This window comes from Paraburkholderia sp., assembly GCF_047605525.1.
In the GTDB taxonomy this organism is placed as follows: domain Bacteria; phylum Pseudomonadota; class Gammaproteobacteria; order Burkholderiales; family Burkholderiaceae; genus Paraburkholderia.
Genome location: NZ_JASGFN010000011.1, coordinates 58,013 through 75,664, shown reverse-complemented (window position 1 = coordinate 75,664; position 17,652 = coordinate 58,013). Strand labels below are relative to the sequence as shown.

At 65.1% G+C, this 17,652-nt stretch carries 14 protein-coding genes; 3 read left to right on the top strand and 11 right to left on the bottom strand.

Annotated features, from left to right (window positions below; translation table 11 throughout):
- Nucleotides 1-4: 4 nt before the first annotated feature.
- Both QM685_RS17170 and QM685_RS17165 read left to right on the top strand, forming a co-directional pair.
- Nucleotides 5-1,585: a GMC family oxidoreductase gene (locus tag QM685_RS17170; protein WP_415117572.1), complete on the top strand. Its 1,581-nt coding sequence runs from the start codon at nucleotides 5-7 to the stop codon at nucleotides 1,583-1,585.
- 144 nt (nucleotides 1,586-1,729) lie between these two features.
- A complete protein-coding gene (locus QM685_RS17165; RefSeq protein WP_415117571.1) occupies nucleotides 1,730-2,068 on the top strand; it encodes a ribbon-helix-helix domain-containing protein in 339 nt (112 codons plus the stop codon).
- Nucleotides 2,069-2,175: 107 nt separating this feature from the next.
- Here QM685_RS17165 and QM685_RS17160 read toward each other — a convergent pair whose 3' ends face one another.
- The 10 genes from QM685_RS17160 to QM685_RS17115 all read right to left on the bottom strand — a co-directional run bounded on the left by QM685_RS17160 (nucleotide 2,176) and on the right by QM685_RS17115 (nucleotide 14,785).
- Nucleotides 2,176-3,033 carry a glycine betaine ABC transporter substrate-binding protein gene (locus QM685_RS17160; RefSeq protein WP_415117570.1) on the bottom strand — a complete coding sequence of 286 codons (858 nt, stop codon included), beginning with the start codon at nucleotides 3,031-3,033 and terminating at the stop codon, nucleotides 2,176-2,178.
- A gap of 181 nt (nucleotides 3,034-3,214) precedes the next feature.
- Nucleotides 3,215-4,459 carry an FAD-binding oxidoreductase gene (locus QM685_RS17155; protein ID WP_415117569.1) on the bottom strand — a complete coding sequence of 415 codons (1,245 nt, stop codon included), beginning with the start codon at nucleotides 4,457-4,459 and terminating at the stop codon, nucleotides 3,215-3,217.
- Nucleotides 4,460-4,492: 33 nt separating this feature from the next.
- Complete coding sequence (locus QM685_RS17150; RefSeq protein WP_415117568.1) at nucleotides 4,493-5,779, bottom strand: aromatic ring-hydroxylating oxygenase subunit alpha; 1,287 nt, start codon at nucleotides 5,777-5,779, stop codon at nucleotides 4,493-4,495.
- An 82-nt stretch (nucleotides 5,780-5,861) separates the two neighbouring features.
- Nucleotides 5,862-6,659: an electron transfer flavoprotein subunit beta/FixA family protein gene (locus QM685_RS17145; RefSeq protein WP_415117567.1), complete on the bottom strand. Its 798-nt coding sequence runs from the start codon at nucleotides 6,657-6,659 to the stop codon at nucleotides 5,862-5,864.
- On the bottom strand, nucleotides 6,656-7,849 hold the full coding sequence (locus tag QM685_RS17140) for an electron transfer flavoprotein subunit alpha/FixB family protein (protein ID WP_415117566.1): 1,194 nt from the start codon (nucleotides 7,847-7,849) through the stop codon (nucleotides 6,656-6,658). Before QM685_RS17140 ends, QM685_RS17145 begins: the two co-directional genes overlap by 4 nt.
- A gap of 4 nt (nucleotides 7,850-7,853) precedes the next feature.
- Nucleotides 7,854-9,797, bottom strand: coding sequence for a (Fe-S)-binding protein (locus QM685_RS17135; protein WP_415117565.1), 1,944 nt, complete (start codon nucleotides 9,795-9,797; stop codon nucleotides 7,854-7,856).
- Nucleotides 9,798-9,799: 2 nt separating this feature from the next.
- Nucleotides 9,800-11,863 (bottom strand): FAD-dependent oxidoreductase, encoded by a 2,064-nt coding sequence (locus QM685_RS17130; RefSeq protein WP_415117564.1) that lies wholly within the window; start codon nucleotides 11,861-11,863, stop codon nucleotides 9,800-9,802.
- 80 nt (nucleotides 11,864-11,943) lie between these two features.
- Nucleotides 11,944-12,480: a DUF5943 domain-containing protein gene (locus QM685_RS17125; protein WP_415117563.1), complete on the bottom strand. Its 537-nt coding sequence runs from the start codon at nucleotides 12,478-12,480 to the stop codon at nucleotides 11,944-11,946.
- Nucleotides 12,481-12,520: 40 nt separating this feature from the next.
- A complete protein-coding gene (locus QM685_RS17120) occupies nucleotides 12,521-13,492 on the bottom strand; it encodes a dipeptidase (RefSeq protein ID WP_415117562.1) in 972 nt (323 codons plus the stop codon).
- 18 nt (nucleotides 13,493-13,510) lie between these two features.
- On the bottom strand, nucleotides 13,511-14,785 hold the full coding sequence (locus tag QM685_RS17115) for a serine hydroxymethyltransferase (protein ID WP_415117561.1): 1,275 nt from the start codon (nucleotides 14,783-14,785) through the stop codon (nucleotides 13,511-13,513).
- Between the two features lie 465 nt (nucleotides 14,786-15,250).
- On the opposite strand from QM685_RS17115, the gene QM685_RS17110 reads away from it, so the two are divergent.
- Nucleotides 15,251-16,246, top strand: coding sequence for a GlxA family transcriptional regulator (locus QM685_RS17110; protein WP_415117560.1), 996 nt, complete (start codon nucleotides 15,251-15,253; stop codon nucleotides 16,244-16,246).
- A 95-nt stretch (nucleotides 16,247-16,341) separates the two neighbouring features.
- On the opposite strand, the gene fdhA is transcribed toward QM685_RS17110, so the two are convergent.
- Nucleotides 16,342-17,541 carry a formaldehyde dehydrogenase, glutathione-independent gene (fdhA, locus tag QM685_RS17105; protein ID WP_415117559.1) on the bottom strand — a complete coding sequence of 400 codons (1,200 nt, stop codon included), beginning with the start codon at nucleotides 17,539-17,541 and terminating at the stop codon, nucleotides 16,342-16,344.
- Nucleotides 17,542-17,652 lie beyond the last annotated feature (111 nt).

The following is a 17,652-nucleotide window of genomic DNA, read 5'->3' as shown; positions in this document are numbered from 1 at the left end:
GATCATGGATCTGAACCAGAAGCGCTTCGCGCTCAACGACGGCAATGTGGTGGTCGTCATCGGCTCGGGTGCGGGCGGCGGCACGCTCGCGAACGAACTCGCGCAGAAAGGTATCGACGTCGTCGTGCTCGAGGCGGGCGCGCTTCATACGCAGGCCGACTACGTGACCGACGAATGGGGCTCGTTCCAGTTGCTGTCGTGGCTGGACAAGCGCACGACGTCAGGTACGTGGCGCATCGCCAAAGATTTTCCGAACCTGCCCGCGTGGATCTGCAAGACAGTGGGCGGCACGTCGACGCACTGGGCCGGCGCGAGCCTGCGGATCCAGCCGCACGAGTTCAAGGCGCGCACGGTCTACGGTGACGTGCAAGGCGCGACGCTGCTCGACTGGCCGCTCACGCGCGAGGAGCTCGACCCCTACTACGACCGCGCCGAGAAAAAGCTCGGCGTCACCCGCACCAACGGGTTGCCGGGTCTTCCCGGCAACAACAACTTCAAGGTGATGGCGGCCGGCGCCGCGAAAGTCGGCTACACGCAGTGCAACACGGGCCACATGGGGATCAACAGCATCGTGCGCGACGATCGCAGTCATTGCTTCCAGCGCGGCTTCTGCTTCCAGGGCTGCCGCACCGGCGCCAAGTGGTCGACACTCTATACGGAGCTGCCGCGCGGGCAAGCCACCGGCCATCTGGAGCTGCGCCCGCAAGCGCATGCGGTGCGGATCGAGCACGACGCGCGCGGCAAGGTCACAGGCGTGCTCTATTACGACGCGCGGGGCAAGCTGCAACGCCAGAAGGCGCGTGTCGTCGCGGTCGCGGGCAACACGATCGAGACGCCGCGTCTGCTGCTGAACTCCCATTCGGGCAAGTTCGCGGACGGCCTCGCGAACTCGTCCGGGCAGGTGGGACGCAACTACATGCGGCACACGACCGGCTCCGTGTATGCGACGTTCGAACAGAAGGTCGATATGTACAAGGGCACGACGATGGCCGGCATCATCGAGGACGAGGCGAAGAACGATCCGAAGCGCGGCTTCGTCGGCGGTTACCACATGGAAACGATCTCGCTCGGATTGCCGTTCTATGCCGCCTTCCTGGATCCGGGCGCCTGGGGACCCACCTTCACGCGGGCGATGGACCAGTACGCGAACACGGCCGGCATGTGGATCGTCGGCGAAGACATGCCGCGCGCCGGCAATCGCGTGACCCTCAACCACAGCGTGAAGGACCAGTACGGCCAGCCCGTTCCGAACGTCCATTTCGACGATCACCCGAACGACGAGGCGATGCGCGAGCACGCGTTCAAACAGGGCTCGGCGGTGTACGAGGCGGTGGGCGCGAAGACGGTCTACCGCGTGCCGCCCTATCCTTCGACGCACAACCTCGGCACCTGCCGGATGAGCGCGAAACCGGAAGACGGCGTGTGCAATGCGCACGGACAGACGCATGACGTGCGCAACCTGTTCGTGTCCGACGGCAGCCAGTTCACGACGGGCGCCGCCGAAAACCCGACGCTGACGATCGTCACGCTCGCGATCCGTCAGTCCGACTACATCGCGGACCAGATAAAGCGCCGCGCGATCTGACGACGAGCCGGTACCCGGGAGCCCGGGCGGGCAGATGCGGCGCGTGAAGGCCGCGTTTGCCCGGCGGTAGGTTCGAGCGTATGTTTGTGGAAGCGACTTCTCCAACGGAGACGACGGAGACGAAGGAGACTAAGGAGACCGATCATGTGCCAGATCTACATCAACGCCGACCCGATCCTCTACGAATCGCGCACGCGCTCGCTACGTGTTCATGGGGTGATCACGACCGTCAGGCTGGAAAACCTCTTCTGGGATGTGCTGCAGGAAGTGGCCGCGCGCGAAAACATGACGACGAGCCAGTTCGCGGTCAAACTATATGACGAATTGATCGCACTGCGCGGCGAGCCGCCGGCCAACTTCGCCTCTTTCCTGCGAGTCTGCTGTCTGCGCTATCTGTCGTTACACAGGGCGAAGGAAGAAACGCCGGTTGGCGCGGCCGTGTCGAACAGCGACTTACGGCCCAGGATTCTGAAAACGGTTTGAATCGGTTGGAATCAGACGTCGAGGCGGCGCTTTGCCGTGCTTGCGCCGCCCCCGCCGACCCGCTCGCGTTCATTTCTTCGGGTCGGCTCGTTGCCCGACTCGCGGCTTCATTTCACCCAGCTATCCACCCGGTCCGAATGCGCGCTGATCCACGCGTCGGCGGCCGCGGTCGGTTTTTCGCCGTTCTGCGTCGCGAGCATCACCGTGTCGATCTCGCCCGGCTTCCATTGAAACTTCTTCAGGAACGCGACCACCGTCGGCGCCTTTTTCTCGAGCTCGGGATTCACCACGCTATCCACGTGCTCCGCTTCGCCGAATACCTTCTTCGGATCGTCGAGGAATTTCAGCTTGTACTTCGCGAACATCCAGTGCGGCTTCCAGCCCGTCACGATGATCGGCTTGCTGGCCGCCTCCGAACGCGCCAGTTCCGCGGTCATCGCACTGCCGGAACTCGGCATCAACTGATAGTCGAGCCCATAGGCCTTGATCGCTTCGCTGGTTTTCTGCATCACGCCCGCGCCGGCGTCGATGCCGACGATGCGCGCGCCGAATTCCGCCTTCTTCGCCTCCAGATCGCCGACGCTCGTCACGTCCGCATTCTCCGGCACGATCAGACCGATCTTCGCGTCGTTGAAGTTCGGGCCGAGGTCGACCACCTTGTCCTTGAAGTTGTTCCAGTACGCGCCGTGCGTGACCGGCAGCCATGCGGACAACGTCGCGTCGAGATCGCCGCGTGCCACGCCCTGCCACATTACGCCCGCCGCGACCGGCACCAGTTGCACCTGGTAGCCGAGGCGTTTTTCGATCACCCGCGCGGCCACGTTCGACGTCGCGACGCTATCGTCCCAGCCCTCCACGTAGCCGATCTTGATGGTCGGCTTCGAATCGGCCGACACGCTCACACTAGCCGCCGCCAGCATCGCACCCAACGCGCTCGCCACCACAATCTTTCCGATCAGTCTCATCGACGTTCTCCCGTTCACCCGTTTGCCCATTGACGTGTTTGCCCTCGAACCGCTCATCGCGCATTCAGAATCGCCAGCCAGAATTGCCGGGTAGCGTCGTTTTACGACATGCAGTTGTCCGCGCGCGACTTCCACGTCCACCGCCCCGTGCTTTTCGCGCTGTTCGCGCGCTATTCACGCGCTATTTGTCGACGACGAGATCGGTCAGCGGCTTGCTGCAGCACAGCAGCACCATGCCCTGATCGATCTCGCGCTGACGGATACCGCCTGCGTGCTTCATCGCCACCTCGCCGGAGACGAGCTTCACCTTGCAGGTGCCGCACATGCCTTGCGTACACGATGCCGGCAGCCGCAGACCTGCCTGCTTCGCCGCGTCGAGCACATGCTGGCCGCCGCCGCATTCGATCTCGCGACGACTGCGCGCAAAGCTCACCTTGAAGCGCGTTTGCGTTTCGACCGGGGCGACGGCCGGAACTGCATCCGCTTCTGCATTCGCCATTGCGCCCGCGTCCTGCAACGCATCGGCAACATGCGCTTGCGCCAGTGGCGCGGCCACTTCGCTCACGGCCTCGAACGAAAAGCTTTCCTCGTGATAATGCTTGCGATCGAAGCCGCCTTCGTCGAGCAACGTGCGCACCGCCTGCATATACGGCGCGGGACCACAGGTGAAAATCTCGCGCTCGAGAAAATCCGGCGCGATCAGCCTGAGCAGCGGCAACGACAGAAAGCCGGTGATGCCGGGCCAGTTGGTCCGCGTGCCCACCCGCTCGCACACGAAGGCGGTGCGGAAGTGCGCCTGATTCGCGGCGATCAGATCGAGCTCGCGCGCGAAGATGATGTCGTCCGGCGTGCGCGCGCTATGCACGAACACGATGTCGCTGTCCTCACCGAGTTCATGATGCGCGCGGCTCATCGACATTAGCGGCGTAATGCCCGAGCCCGCCGACAGAAACAGGAACTTGCGCGCCGGATGCCGCGCGCAGGTGAATTCTCCGGCCGGCCCCAGCACGCGCACCTGCATGCCCGCATGCAGATTGTCATGCAGCCAGTTGGACACCTTGCCGCCCGGCACCCGCTTCACGGTGATCGAAATCGTATGCGGACGCGTGGGCGGCGACGAGATCGTGTAGCAGCGATTGACCGGCTCGCCATCGATCTCCAGCTCCAGCGTGATGAATTGCCCCGGCTCGAAGACGAACGCCCGCTCGGATGGCGCGCGGAAGAGAAAGCTCTTCACGTCGTGCGTTTCGTTGCGGACCTGGCAGCACACCAGCGTGTCGTCGGCGTCGCGATTCCAGCGCGCGGGCAGCGCGTCCCAGAAACGCGGCTGCGTGACGCGGCTCGCCGCGGCGCCTGAACGCTGCCCGATGCCGGGTTCGATTCCTGGTTCGACACCTGGCTGGAAGGTCGCCTGATCGCGCATCATGGTTGTCTCGCGTTCCTCATTGCAGTGACGCGCTCAACGCGCGAACGACACGACTTTCTCGCCATGCGAAGCCCGCGGGTCGGCATCGTAATCCGCGAGACGGCCGATATACCACTCGCAGAATTTTTCGACGAGCCCTTCCGTGAACGGCGAATACGGACCCGGCTCGTACGCGCTGCTCATCGCGCCGCGCTGCGAATATTCGACGAGCGCGCGGTCCTGGTCGTTGGTCGCGCGCCACACGGCAGTCAGATTATCGACGTCGTAATCGATGCCTTCGCGCGCGTCCTTGTGCACCAGCCACTTGGTGCGCACCAGCGTTTTGCCGGCCGCCAGCGGAATCACCGAGAAACTGACGATGTGATCGCTCATGAAGTGATGCCACGAATTCGGCTGGGTCCAGAACGACAGTCCGCCGAGATCGGCCAGCTCGAAGCCGCCGAGCAGCTTCTTCGACGCGACCTTCGCGTCGAGCGTCTGCGATTCGCCGTCGCGATCGAGCGGCAGGCGTTGCGTGCGAAATCCGGTGACGAGATCGGCGAGCCGGTCGATTTCCGCCGACGGCAACTGCATCGCCTCCCATTGCGCGGTGCGGCGCGCCACCGTCTCCTGGAACGCGGCCATGCCCTCTTCATTGGCCGGCGTGCGCTGATAACCGAAGCCGTACTCGTACAGGGAAACCGTCAGTTCCGGATGGTTCGCCACGCAGTGATAGCACTCGCGGTTGTTCTCCATCGTGAGCTTCCAGTTGCCCTCCTCGATGATGTCGATCGACGCCGCGATCTTGCAGCCGGCCAGATCGTGCGGCAACAGATACGGCTCCATCGCGGCGCGCATCACCGGGAAGTCGGCGGGCGGCCGATCGGCGAGGCAGATGAAGATCAGCCCGGCGAGATTTTCGACGTGCACCGCTTTCAGGCTATGTTTGCAGCGCTCGAACTGCTCGCCCATGTGTTCGGCGAACATCAGCTCGCCGGTCAGGCTATAGGTCCAGCTATGGTAAGGGCACACGATATTGCCGAGCGAACCCTTGCCGGTATTGCACAGGCGCGCGCCGCGATGACGGCACACGTTATGAAACGCGCGTACCTGCATGTCGTCGTCGCGCACGATCAGGATCGAGTCGTCGCCGATCTCCACCGTCACGTAGTCGCCGGGTTCGGGCACGTCGGGCTCGACCGCGACCTGAATCCAGTGCTGGCGGAAAATCGCCTCCATGTCGAGCGCGAAAATCGACTCGCTCGTGTAGAGCGGCGCCTCCAGCGTGTAATTCTGCTTGCGGCGTTCGATCATTGCGCGAACGTCTGCGGAAACTTTCATTGTGTGCTCCGTTGCGTATCACGTCTGGCGCCGCGCCAGGCCCTTCCTGGTCGCATGCCGGCCCGAATCGGAAAAGCGGAATTCAGTAATCCACGAGCTGATGCTCGCGCAAATACGCGAGGATCACTTGTGCTTTTTCGACGGAACTCCCTTCAATTACGACGCTGCCGCCGCGGCTCTCGGTGGTCGTCGCCGACAGCATGCGGGCATGGCCCGAACGCTTTTCGGCGGCGGCGAGGCGCACCGGTTTCGTGGTCGCGGCACGGATGTTCCACGCGGGGGCGCCGGTGTGGTCGGTGTGGTCGGGATAATCGGCGCACCGGGCATTCGCGGTTGGCGTGCCCGCGCGCTGGATCGTGCCCTCCCGCAGCCGCGCATACGCATACGACGGCGCGGCGTTCGCGAGCGGATGCACGGCGATCAGCGCGGGCAGCCGCGCTTCGACGCGCCGGCGCACGCCCTTCGGCATGAATTGACGAACCTGCGCGCAGCCGTCGCGCACGCCCAGATCGACGGCGGCGCCGACGAGCGGCAGCCCGAGCGCCCGCGCGACGCGATACGGCAGCATGCCGCTGTCGAACGCGCCTTCCGCGCGCGTGCCGGTGAGGATCAGGTCGTAGCCGCGCAGACGAGCGGCGAGCGGCGCGACCGGATCGGCATCGGCGGCGGTTTCCAGCACTTCGACCGAACGCGCGCCGAGCGCCAGATACTCGCTCAGCGCGGGGTTCGACGGATCGCCCGCGTGCAGCACGTCGAGTGTCGCAGCGTGCGTTCTGACGAGCGACAGCGCGATCGTCAGCGCGGCCGCGTCGTTGCGGCTATAGCGTGCGACGCCGCTGACCGGATGACGTCCGACCGAAACCAGAACGGCGACTCTCATGCGAATGCTCCTTCGGCGACCTTGCCCGGATCCAGCAGTGCGGCGGAAGTGGCGCGCGCGCCGCGCGCCGCGGCCGCTGCTTCGTCGAGCGCCGCGATGACTTCCCGCGCATCCGCGATCACCGTGAGATTCGCGCGTTTCGTGATCGGCGCGCTCGCGTCGAGATTCACCGCGATCACATGACGGCAATCCTTGATGCCCTGCAGATGCTGCACCGCGCCGGAAATGCCGAACGCGATATATACGGTCGCGTCGACGGTCTTGCCGGTCGCGCCGATCTGCTTGTCGCGCGTGAACCTGCCGTCGTCGACGGCCACGCGGCTGGCGCCGATCGCCGCGCCCAGCGTCGCCGCGAGCCGTTCGAACGCGGGCACGTCGCTCACACCGTTGCCCGCCGAGACGATGAAGTCCGCCTCTTCCAACGCGACCTGCGCGGCGTCGATTTCGTCGATGCCGAGATCGCGCACCGCGCTTTGCGCCGCCGTGGCCCCGGCTTCACGGTCGAAACGCCACACCACCCGCTCGCCCGCGCCGACGAACGGCAACTTCGGATCGACGGCATGGGGCGCGAGCAGCACGACTTCGGGCAACGCGCGCGTCGCGAGCGCCGTATGCGCGTGAACATAGGTGGCGACATGCGCGGCATCGATCTCGACGACGTGCGTCGCAACGCTCGCATTCGCGGCAGCCGCGTAGCGACGGCCGAGGTCGCCGTCGGCGGTCACGTTGTCGGGCAAAAAAATATGGACCGGCGCATAGGCTGCGACGCAGGCGGCCAGCGCATTCAGCTCATCGGTCGGCGCATAGACGCGGCGATCGAACATCGGCAGTTCGATCAGCTTGTCGGCGCCGAGCGCGGCGGCGTCGCCGGTGAATTCGCCGAACACCAGCAGCACGACTTCGGTATGCGCGTTCGCGATCAGCGCGGCGGCCGCCAGCGTTTGACGCGTGTGATCATCGAGCGCGCCTCGGTCGGCATGCGCGGCGACCAGCAGCACCTGTTGTGGCGCGGCCGTGGTGCGGCGCGGTTTCGGCTGGTCGCGGCGCGTGGTGTGACGCGCGTCGAATGCCGCCGTATTCGATGCATGCGCGGTATCCACCACGCCGGCAACGCCGAGCGTAATGCGCCTGAGACCCTGCGCGGTCACGATGAACGGGCGGCGCGGATCGATTCGTTTGAGCGTATTCATCGCGTTACTCCAGCGCCGCGGCGACCAGTTCGGCCACGTCCAGCACTTCCGGACGCGGTCCCACCACCCCTTCGAGCATCGCCGTGCAATTCGGGCAGCCCACCGCGACGATCTCGGCGCCGCTCGCGCGCGCGTCGTCGATACGGATATCGGGAATCCGCCGCTTGCCCGGGATATCGGTCAACGGCGCGCCACCGCCACCGCCGCAGCAGCGCCCGCGCATGCCGTGACGCTCCATCTCGATCACCTCGATGCCGATGCTCTTCAGCACCCGGCGCGGCGCTTCCGTTTCGCCGTTGTAGCGGCCGAGATAGCACGGGTCGTGATAGGTGATCCGGCGCTCGGTGTAAGCGGCGGCCGCGCGCGGCGACAGCTTGCCGTTCGTGACGAGTTCGTCGATCAGCGCCGTATGGTGCTGCACCTGATAGAAGCCGCCGAGCGCGCGATATTCGTTGCGCAGGCTATGCAGCACGTGCGGATCGGCGGTGACGATCCGCTCGAACGAGTATTGCGCGAGCGTGCCGATCAGCGCGCGGGCGAGCTGCTGGAAGGTCGCCTCGTCGCCGAGACGCCGCGCGGTGTCGCCGGTATCGGTTTCGACGCCGCCCAACACCGCATAGTCGATACCCGCGCGGTTCAGCACCTTGACGAGCGCGCGCAGCGTGCGCTGATAGCGCATGTCGAACGCGCCCTCTCCGGCGATCAGCAGCACGTCGACGTGACGGCCCGGCTGCGCGACCTGCACCTGCAGATCGACGGCCCAGTCGTAACGCGCGCCGATGTCGTAACCGTTCGCGCTGCCGGTTTCGCGCAGATTCGCGAGCGTCGCCGGTCCCTTGCCCGGCACGCTGCCCTCGACGAGCGTCTGGTTGCGGCGCATGTCGACGATCGCATCGACGTGCTCGATCAGCATCGGGCACTCCTGCACGCACGCACGGCAGGTCGTGCAGGACCACAGCGTGTCCGCTTCGATCAGGCTCGAAACCAGCGGCTTGCCGGGCGCGCCCGCATGCTGGCCGACCGGAATACCGGGCGTCGGGCTGCCCGCGTATTGCGCATCGGTGCCGCCGACCATGCCGGTCACCAGATCCTGAATCAGCTTCTTCGGGTTCAGCGGCTGACCGGCCACGAACGCGGGGCACGCCGCTTCGCATTTGCCGCATTGCACGCAGGCGTCGAAACCGAGCAACTGGTTCCAGCGGAATTCGACCGGCGTGCCGACGCCGTATTCTTTCGCGTCGAGCAGTGGCGTTTTCAGCGCGGTGGGCGGCACGGCGCCGGGATCGTTGCGAGCGTCGCGCTCACTACGCGCGCCGGCAAAATCGGTAAAGCGCTCCTGACGCGGATGAAACGCGAGGTGCAGCAAACCCGCCAACGCATGTTTCATCGGACCGCCGCGCGCCGCGCCGAACGTCATCGCGAATGCGCCCGCCGCGATCAGCAGCGCGACGACCACGGCCAGCGCGCCGGACATCGCCGTCGCGGGCAATGCGACAAACAGCGCGAGGCCGAGCGCGAACGCGCCGAGCAGCAGCGGCAACTGATCCCACGGCCCGCGCGAGAGCCGCGCCGGCACCGCCTTTGCGCCATGCCGGCGGCGCCAGACGAACACCACGCCGATCAGCATCGCGAGCGCGGCGAGCAGGATCAGCCTGTCGAGCCACCGCGAATAGATCGCGAGGCCGTAGTTGACGAACACGAGCGCCATTGCGAGGATCGCGCCGCCCGCGGTGGCGACGTGCGTGCGCGCGATATACGGATCGCGCGCGACCACGTGGTGCAGGTCGACGAAGTAGCGCTTCGGAATCGCCAGCAGATTGACCCAGCCGTAGGCACCGGCGGCCGTCGCGCGGCCCTCGCGCCAGTAGGCGGCACGGCGTGCGAGCGCGAACGCGAGGCCGGCCACCGACACCCACAGCAGGACGGTGATGACAAACGCGGGGCTCATCGTCAGAAATCCTTGCAAAGGCGCAGCGCGTCATAGATCGCGCCGTGAATGTTGTGCATCGAGATGCAGTCGCCGACGCGGAACAGCAGGAAGCGGCCGTTGCCGAGCTCTTCGTTGAGGCACGGCTGCGGTTCGGACGCGAACAGCTTGTGCACGTCGACCTGGCCGTGATTGACCGACTCCGGTTTCAGCTTCCAGTAAAGCTGGTCGTTCGGCGTGCTGCCGTTTTCGATCACCACCTGATCGACCGCGCGCTCTTCCTGCTCCTCGGTGTACTCGTTGCGGATCACGGCGATTTTCCTGCCGTCTTCCTCGTACACCTTGTCGAGCCAGTAATTCGGCGTGTGGATCACGCCCTGCGCGTACAGGCGGCGGTAAAAGATCGGGAACGTGGTGCCGCCGACGTCGTCGGCGACCTTCACGTCCGGCGTGACGATCTCCACGTTCGCGCCGCGGCTCGCGATGAAATCGGCCACGCCCGCGCCCGCATGCGTGCTGACGCCGTCGTACACGAGCACGTTTCTGCCCGGCTCGACGTTGCCCGCGAGCACGTCCCATGAACTGACCGCCAGGCCCGCGTCGACACCCCACGCCGCGATCTGCGATGTGAATGCCGACCCGCCGGTGGCCAGCACGACGATGTCCGGCTTCTCGGCCATGATGGTTTTCTCGTCGGCGGCAACACCGAGACGCCGGTCGACGCCGAGACGCTTCGTCTCCATGTCGAACCAGCGCACGATGCCCGCCATCTGCTCGCGCTGCGGCGCTTTCGCGGCGAGCATGATCTGGCCGCCGACGTAATCGTTCTTCTCGAACAGCACCACATCGTGGCCGCGCGACTTCGCGACGCGCGCCGCTTCGAGCCCGGCAGGCCCCGCGCCGACCACGACGACCTTGCGCTTCGGCCCGCGCGATTTCGCGATCACGTGCGGCATCGTCGCCTCGCGCGAGGTCGCGGCATTCTGCACGCACAGCACGTCGAGCCCGTTGTACTGACGGTCGATGCAGTAATTCGCGCCGACACATTGCTTGATTTCGTCCTCTCGGCCATCGCGGATCTTGATGACCATATGCGGATCGGCGATCTGCGCGCGCGTCATGCCGACGAGGTCGACCATCCCGTTCGCCAGCAACCGCTCGGCCTGGCCGGCGTCGCGAATGCTTTGCGCGTGCATCACCGGCACGTTCACGACCTGCCTGATGCCGGCCGCGAGATGCACGAACGGTTCGGGCGGCAGCGCCATCGGCGGCATGCAGTTGGCGAGCGTGTTGTGCGTGTCCGCGCCGGAGCCGATCACGCCGAGATAGTCGATCAGGCCGCTGTCGCTCATCGCCTGGGCGATTTCCTTCAACTGTTCGTGATCGAGCCCATCTTCATGGAACTCGTCGCCGCACATGCGCAGGCCGACGCAAAAATCCGCGCCCACGGCCTCGCGCACCGCCTGCAACACTTCGACGCCGAAGCGCAGACGATTTTCGAGCGAGCCGCCCCATTCGTCGGTGCGGAAGTTGGTGCGCGGGCTCCAGAACTGATCGATCAGATGCTGATGCGCGGCCGAGATTTCGATGCCGTCCATGCCCGCATCCTTCACGCGCTTCGCGGCCGCCGCGAAGTCGCCGATGATGCGGCGAATCTCTTCCACTTCGATGATCTTCGCGTTGCCGCGATGCACGGGCTCGCGCACGCCGGACGGCGACATCAGATGCGGCCAGTGCTCGCCGTGAAACGCCGAGCGGCGTCCCATGTGGGTGGCCTGAATCATGATTTTCGCGCCGTGCGCGTGCATCGCTTCGGCGAGCCGCGCGAGCGGATCGACGATGCGATCGGTGGCGAGATTCACCGATTTCCACCACCCTTGCGGGCTGTCGATCGACACCGGGCTCGATCCGCCGCACACCGCGAGCCCGACGCCGCCCTTCGCCTTTTCCTCGTAGTAGCGGATATAACGGTCGCCGGGCAGCCCGCCCGGCTCCGCATAGACCTCCGCGTGCGCGGTGCTGACGATGCGGTTGCGCAGCGTCAGCTTGTTCAACGTAAGCGGCTTGAAAAGGTTCGGGTAACGCATCGCGATCGACCTCGGAATGCTCGGAATAAATAGGCGGGCTGCGCCCGCCGGTTGCGCGCTACGCTATCGTGCGTGCGGCATCACGACGCGAGCGGCGATACTTCGAACACGCAGTGCTCGTGTCCTTCCGCCGCGCAGCGCGCTTCTTTCGATTGCGAACGCGGACCCTTGCGTGCGCCGTCGGGCACGGTATCGTTGACCCAGTCCATCGCGCCCGCGAACCAGCCGGCGAACATATAGCAGAGCTTGGCCGCCTTGCCCGGCTGCGCGAGCACGAACGACGAGTGGCGCAGTTCGATCCGCGCATGCGAGCTCGCCGGATCGGCTTCGACGATCCTGAAGAGGCCCCAGCCGCGTTGCGACAGACGGTTCAGGTAGTGCTCGAACACCGCCATGCCGGCAATGCCGTGCTGTTTCGCTTCCTTGTCGCACCAGAAATACGCGGACTTGTAGCCGGCCTGGTACAGGATCTCCGCGTAGGTGTCGCGGCCGAGCGCTTCCTCGACGGCGACATGGTTGTTCGTGAAGAAATGGCGCGGCACGTAGAGCATCGGCAGCGCGTCGGTGGTCCAGACGCCGGTGTCCGGATCGACGTCGATAGGCAGTTGGGGATGCATCGGGAGACTCCGTTTTATCCGTGACGAGAGGAAGGCAAGCTCACGCCTTCCAGACCTGGTCGAACACCCGTACCCAGTTCTCGCCCATGATCTTGCGGATCCGCGTGTCGCTCCAGCCCGCGCGCTCCATCGCGGCGGTGAGATTCGGAAACTCGCCGATCGTGCGAATCCCCTCGGGATTCACGACCTTGCCGAAGTTCGTCAACTGGCGATAGCGGCCCTTGTCGTGCGTGATCCAGTCGAAGAATTCGGTGCTGTAGCCCTGCGTGAAATCCGTGCCGATTCCCACCTGGTCCTCGCCGATCAGGTTCACCACGTAGTCGATCGCTTCGAGATAGTCGTCGACGGTCGCATCCGGCCCGCGCTTCAGGAACGGCGCGAACATCGTCACGCCGACGAAGCCGCCGGCGTCGGCGATCTCCCTTAGCTGCTCGTCGGTCTTGTTGCGCGGATGCTCCTTGAGCCCGGACGGGCAGCAATGCGAATAGCAGACCGGTTTCTTCGACGCGGCGATCGCCTCGGAAGACGTCTTGCCGCCCACATGCGACAGATCGACCATGATGCCGACGCGGTTCATCTCCTGAATCACTTCGCGCCCGTAACCGGACAGACCGCCGTCGCGCTCGTAGCAGCCGGTGCCGACGAGGTTCTGCGTGTTGTAGCAAAGCTGCACCACGTTCACGCCGAGATCCTTGAACGCCTCGATATAGCCGAGGTTGTCCTCGAATGCATGCGCGTTCTGGAAGCCGAAGATGATGCCGGTCCTGTTCTCTTTCTTCGCGCGGAAGATATCGTCGGTGGTACGCACCAGTGTCAGGATTTCGCTGTACTGCCGGATCTGCTGCTTCATTTCGGCGATGTTGTCGACGGTCTTCTGAAAGCTCTCCCAGACCGACACTGTGCAGTTCACCGCGGTCACGCCGCCCTTGCGCATGTCCTCGAACACCGAGCGCTCGAACTTCGAAATGTTCAGCCCGTCGATGATGATGCTGTTTTCGTGCAGTTGACTCATCGTTTGCTCCACGCGTACTCAATAGATGGGAAAGCGTTCGCACAGCGAGAAAATCTCGCGGCGCACACGTTGTTCGGTTGCAGCATGGCCTTCGGGTTGATCACGCAGCGCGTCGAGCACTTCGACGATCAGCCGTCCGATGTCGCGAAACTCGGCGACGCCGAAGCCGCGCGTCGTGCCCGCCGGCGTGCCGAGGCGAATGCCGGAAGTGACGGTCGGTTTTTCGGTATCGAACGGAATGCCGTTCTTGTTGCACGTGATGCCCGCGCGCTCGAGCGCCTGTTCGACCTGATTGCCCTTCAAACCCTTCGGCCGCAGATCGACCAGCAGCAGATGGTTGTCGGTGCCGCCCGTCACCAGATCGACGCCGCCTGTTTTCAGCACGTCGCCCAGCGCCCGCGCGTTCGCGAGCACGCTGTCGATATACGTCCTGAAACCGGGCTGCAGTGCCTCGCCGAACGCGACCGCCTTGCCCGCGATCACGTGCATCAGCGGGCCGCCCTGCAAGCCGGGGAACACGGCCGAGTTGATCTTCTTCGCGATGTCTTCGTCATTCGTCAGCACGAAGCCGCCGCGCGGACCGCGCAAGGTCTTGTGCGTGGTCGACGTGACCACGTGCGCGTGTTCGATCGGATTCGTATGCCGGCCCGCCGCGATCACGCCGGCGATATGTGCCATATCCACCATCAGCTTCGCGCCGACGCCATCGGCAATCGCGCGCAGCCGCGCGAAATCCAATGCACGCGGATAAGCGGAAAAACCGGCGATCAGCAACGCGGGCTGGTGCTGCCGCGCCAGTTCCTCGATCTGCTCGTAGTCGATCAGCATCGTGTCGCGCCTGACGCCGTACTGCACCGCGTTGAACCACTTGCCGGACAACGCGGGCTTCGCGCCATGCGTCAGATGCCCGCCCGCGTCGAGCGACATGCCGAGCACCGTGTCGCCAGGCTTCGTGAGCGCGAGCATCACCGCGCCGTTCGCCTGCGCGCCGGAATGCGGCTGCACGTTGGCGAATTTCGCGTTGAACAACTGCCTGATGCGATCGAGCGCAAGCGTTTCGATCACGTCCGCGTATTCGCAACCGCCGTAATAACGCTTGCCCGGATACCCTTCGGCGTATTTGTTGGTCAGCACCGAGCCCTGCGCTTCGAGCACCGCGCGCGACACGATGTTTTCCGACGCGATCAGCTCGACCTGCGACTGCTGGCGTTCGAGCTCTTTCAGAATGGCGCCGCGCACCGCGGCGTCGCGCGTCGCCAGCGAGTCTTCGAAGAAGGGATTCGGGTTCGACATGAAAGGTCCGTGAGGTCGTTGACGTAGAGGCCGGCATCGGCCCGTATCGGTCGCCGGGGCCGCACGGCCGCCGCTTCGCCTTGGGTTTATTCTTGACGGTCGGCCCGCGCGTCAATTTACGAATTCAGACGTGTTCTTTGCCTTTTGCGCCATGCGCGTGCTTTTTCGACAAGTCGGCTCGCCTCGCGGGTGAATCCGCGTTGCAACGGCGCCCCGGAACAGCCGGCGTTTGCTGCACCGCAGCCAGCCGTCATGCGCTGTTCGGGTGCGGCGAGCAGGCGTCGCGGCGCCGTTCTGGTGCGATTTCGCCGCCGTTTATCCGGCTGTCGTCGAGCTATTCCAGGCGTGTCGCGCCCCGACCAGGGGTTTAGCCTGATGGCACGTTAGTTGCCCTGATATTCAAAATTGCAGGGGTCGTCCCTCCCCACGGCGACGCGACATTACAGATTAGGAATTCCCTTTCCCATGTCCCCCGATCGCACAGCGTCGCTGTCGCACTTCGCGTTCATGCCGGTCCCCCATTTCACGATGATCGCGTTCACCAACGCGATCGAAGTGCTGCGCATGGCGAACTATCTGACGGGGCAAACGCTTTATCGCTGGTCGATCGTGAGTCCGGAAGGCGGGCCGGTCACGGCGAGCAACGGTTTGTCGGTCGATACGGGGCCGGTGGAATGCGTCGGCAAGCCGGATATCGTGTTCGTGGTCGGCGGCATCGACGTGCAGCACTCCACGACGCCCGAGCATCTGTCCGCGCTGCGCCGTTTCGCGCGGATGGGCTGCGTGCTCGGCAGCCTGTGCACCGGCACTTATGCGCTCGCGCGCGCCGGTCTGCTGGCCGGTTATGCGTGCGCGATTCATTGGGAGAACATGTCGGCGCTGAAGGAAGAATTTCCCGATACGCGCTTTCTGAAAGAGCTGTTCGTGATCGATCGCGATCGCGTGACCTGCACTGGCGGCGTCGCGCCGCTCGACATGATGCTGAACCTGATCGCGCCGCGCGTCGGCACCCTGCGGGTCACGCAGATTGCCGAGCAGTTCATCGTCGAACACGTGCGCGACACCAGCGCGCAGCAGAAAATGCCGCTCGTCGCGCGGCTCGGCTCGGCCAACAAGTCGCTGTTCGAAGTGATCTCGCTGATGGAGAACAATATCGAAGAGCCGTTGTCGCGCGAAGAACTCGCGCGGCTCGCCGGCATGTCGCAACGGCAGTTGCAGCGCCTGTTCCGCGAGCATCTGGGGATGACGCCCACGCACTACTATCTGACGCTGCGCTTGCGGCGCGCCCGCGAGCTGCTGTTGCAGACCGATATGTCGATCATGCACATCACGATGGCGTGCGGCTTCCAGTCGGCCTGCCATTTTTCGAAGAGCTATCGCGATGCGTTCGGCACCGCGCCGACGCGCGAACGTCGCAAGCAGGCGCCGTCGCTGTCGAGCACGCCCGCGATGGCGGTTTGACGAGCGGCTGATCCGCCGCGGACTCTCCGCATGCTTCAAAAGCGCACACGCGCCGGGCGGAATATCCGTTCAGCGCGTGCGCGATCGCGTCATCGTCAAGCCGCTTTCAGCAAGCCGTGCGGATCGATTACAAACTTCTTCGGCGCGCCGCCGTCGAATTGCCGATACCCGTCTGGCGCATCGTCGAGCGATACCACCGTCACGTTGACGACGTCGGCGATCGGCAAACGGTCCCACAGGATCGCCTGCATCAGATCGCGGTTGTACTTCATGACCGGCGTCTGCCCGGTGTGGAACGAATGCGACTTGGCCCAGCCGAGGCCGAAGCGCAGACTGAGGCTACCCTTGCGCGCTGCGGCATCGGCCGAGCCCGGATCGTCGGTCACGTAGAGGCCCGGAATGCCGATCGCGCCGGCCGCGCGGGTAATCTCCATCAGCGAATTGAGCACCGTGGCCGGCGCTTCCTCGTGCGAGCCGCTACTGCCGTGGCCGTGCGCTTCGAAGCCGACGCAGTCCACCGCGCAATCCACTTCGGGCTGGCCGAGTATCTGCTCGATCTGCTCGCCGAGCGTCGCGTCCTTCGCCAGATCGATGGTCTGAAAACCCATCTTGCGCGCATGCGCGAGGCGTGCCTCGTTCATGTCGCCGACGATCGTGCAGGCCGCGCCCAGCAGGCGCGCCGACGCGGCCGCCGCCATGCCGACCGGTCCCGCGCCCGCGATATAGACGGTCGCGCCGGGCTTCACGCCCGCCATCACCGCGCCGTGATAGCCGGTCGGCAGAATGTCGGACAGGCAGGTCAGGTCGCGGATTTTCGACATCGCCTGCGCGCGGTCCGGGAATTTCAGCAGATTGAAATCCGCGTACGGCACCATCACGTATTCGGCCTGACCGCCGATCCAGCCGCCCATGTCGACATAGCCATACGCGCCGCCCGCGCGCGCCGGGTTCACATTCAGACACACTCCCGTATGCTGCGCCTTGCAGGTCGGGCAGCGTCCGCACGCGACGTTGAACGGCACCGACACCAGATCGCCGATCTTCAGCGTTTCGACGTCGCGGCCCACCTCGATCACCTCGCCGGTGATCTCATGCCCGAGCACGAGGCCGACCTCGGCGGTCGTGCGGCCACGCACCATATGCTGGTCGGAGCCGCAGATATTCGTGCTCACGACCTTCAGGATCACGCCGTGGCCGATCGAACGGCCGCGTGGATCGACCATCTTCGGATAATCGATCGACTGCACTTCCACCTTGCCCTGCCCGAGATACACGACGCCGCGATTGCTGCTCATTGTCTGTCTCCATGTCGGTGAGCGGCGCGCCCGCAAGCCGCGCGGCACGCCGTTCAACGAGCGTAGCGTCCGCCCCGGCAAACACATGTGCGGAACGCGACACGAGTTTGG

Bases quoted from the DNA above. Each gene is read 5' to 3' on its own strand.
- QM685_RS17115 (WP_415117561.1), bottom strand. From the start codon at position 14,785: ATGTCGAACCCGAATCCCTTCTTCGAAGACTCGCTGGCGACGCGCGAC.
- QM685_RS17170 (WP_415117572.1), top strand. From the start codon at position 5: ATGGATCTGAACCAGAAGCGCTTCGCGCTCAACGACGGCAATGTGGTG.
- QM685_RS17125 (WP_415117563.1), bottom strand. From the start codon at position 12,480: ATGCATCCCCAACTGCCTATCGACGTCGATCCGGACACCGGCGTCTGG.
- QM685_RS17130 (WP_415117564.1), bottom strand. From the start codon at position 11,863: ATGCGTTACCCGAACCTTTTCAAGCCGCTTACGTTGAACAAGCTGACG.
- QM685_RS17135 (WP_415117565.1), bottom strand. From the start codon at position 9,797: ATGAGCCCCGCGTTTGTCATCACCGTCCTGCTGTGGGTGTCGGTGGCC.
- QM685_RS17155 (WP_415117569.1), bottom strand. From the start codon at position 4,459: ATGATGCGCGATCAGGCGACCTTCCAGCCAGGTGTCGAACCAGGAATC.
- QM685_RS17110 (WP_415117560.1), top strand. From the start codon at position 15,251: ATGTCCCCCGATCGCACAGCGTCGCTGTCGCACTTCGCGTTCATGCCG.
- fdhA (WP_415117559.1), bottom strand. From the start codon at position 17,541: ATGAGCAGCAATCGCGGCGTCGTGTATCTCGGGCAGGGCAAGGTGGAA.
- QM685_RS17165 (WP_415117571.1), top strand. From the start codon at position 1,730: ATGTGCCAGATCTACATCAACGCCGACCCGATCCTCTACGAATCGCGC.
- QM685_RS17140 (WP_415117566.1), bottom strand. From the start codon at position 7,849: ATGAATACGCTCAAACGAATCGATCCGCGCCGCCCGTTCATCGTGACC.
- QM685_RS17160 (WP_415117570.1), bottom strand. From the start codon at position 3,033: ATGAGACTGATCGGAAAGATTGTGGTGGCGAGCGCGTTGGGTGCGATG.
- QM685_RS17150 (WP_415117568.1), bottom strand. From the start codon at position 5,779: ATGAAAGTTTCCGCAGACGTTCGCGCAATGATCGAACGCCGCAAGCAG.
- QM685_RS17120 (WP_415117562.1), bottom strand. From the start codon at position 13,492: ATGAGTCAACTGCACGAAAACAGCATCATCATCGACGGGCTGAACATT.
- QM685_RS17145 (WP_415117567.1), bottom strand. From the start codon at position 6,659: ATGAGAGTCGCCGTTCTGGTTTCGGTCGGACGTCATCCGGTCAGCGGC.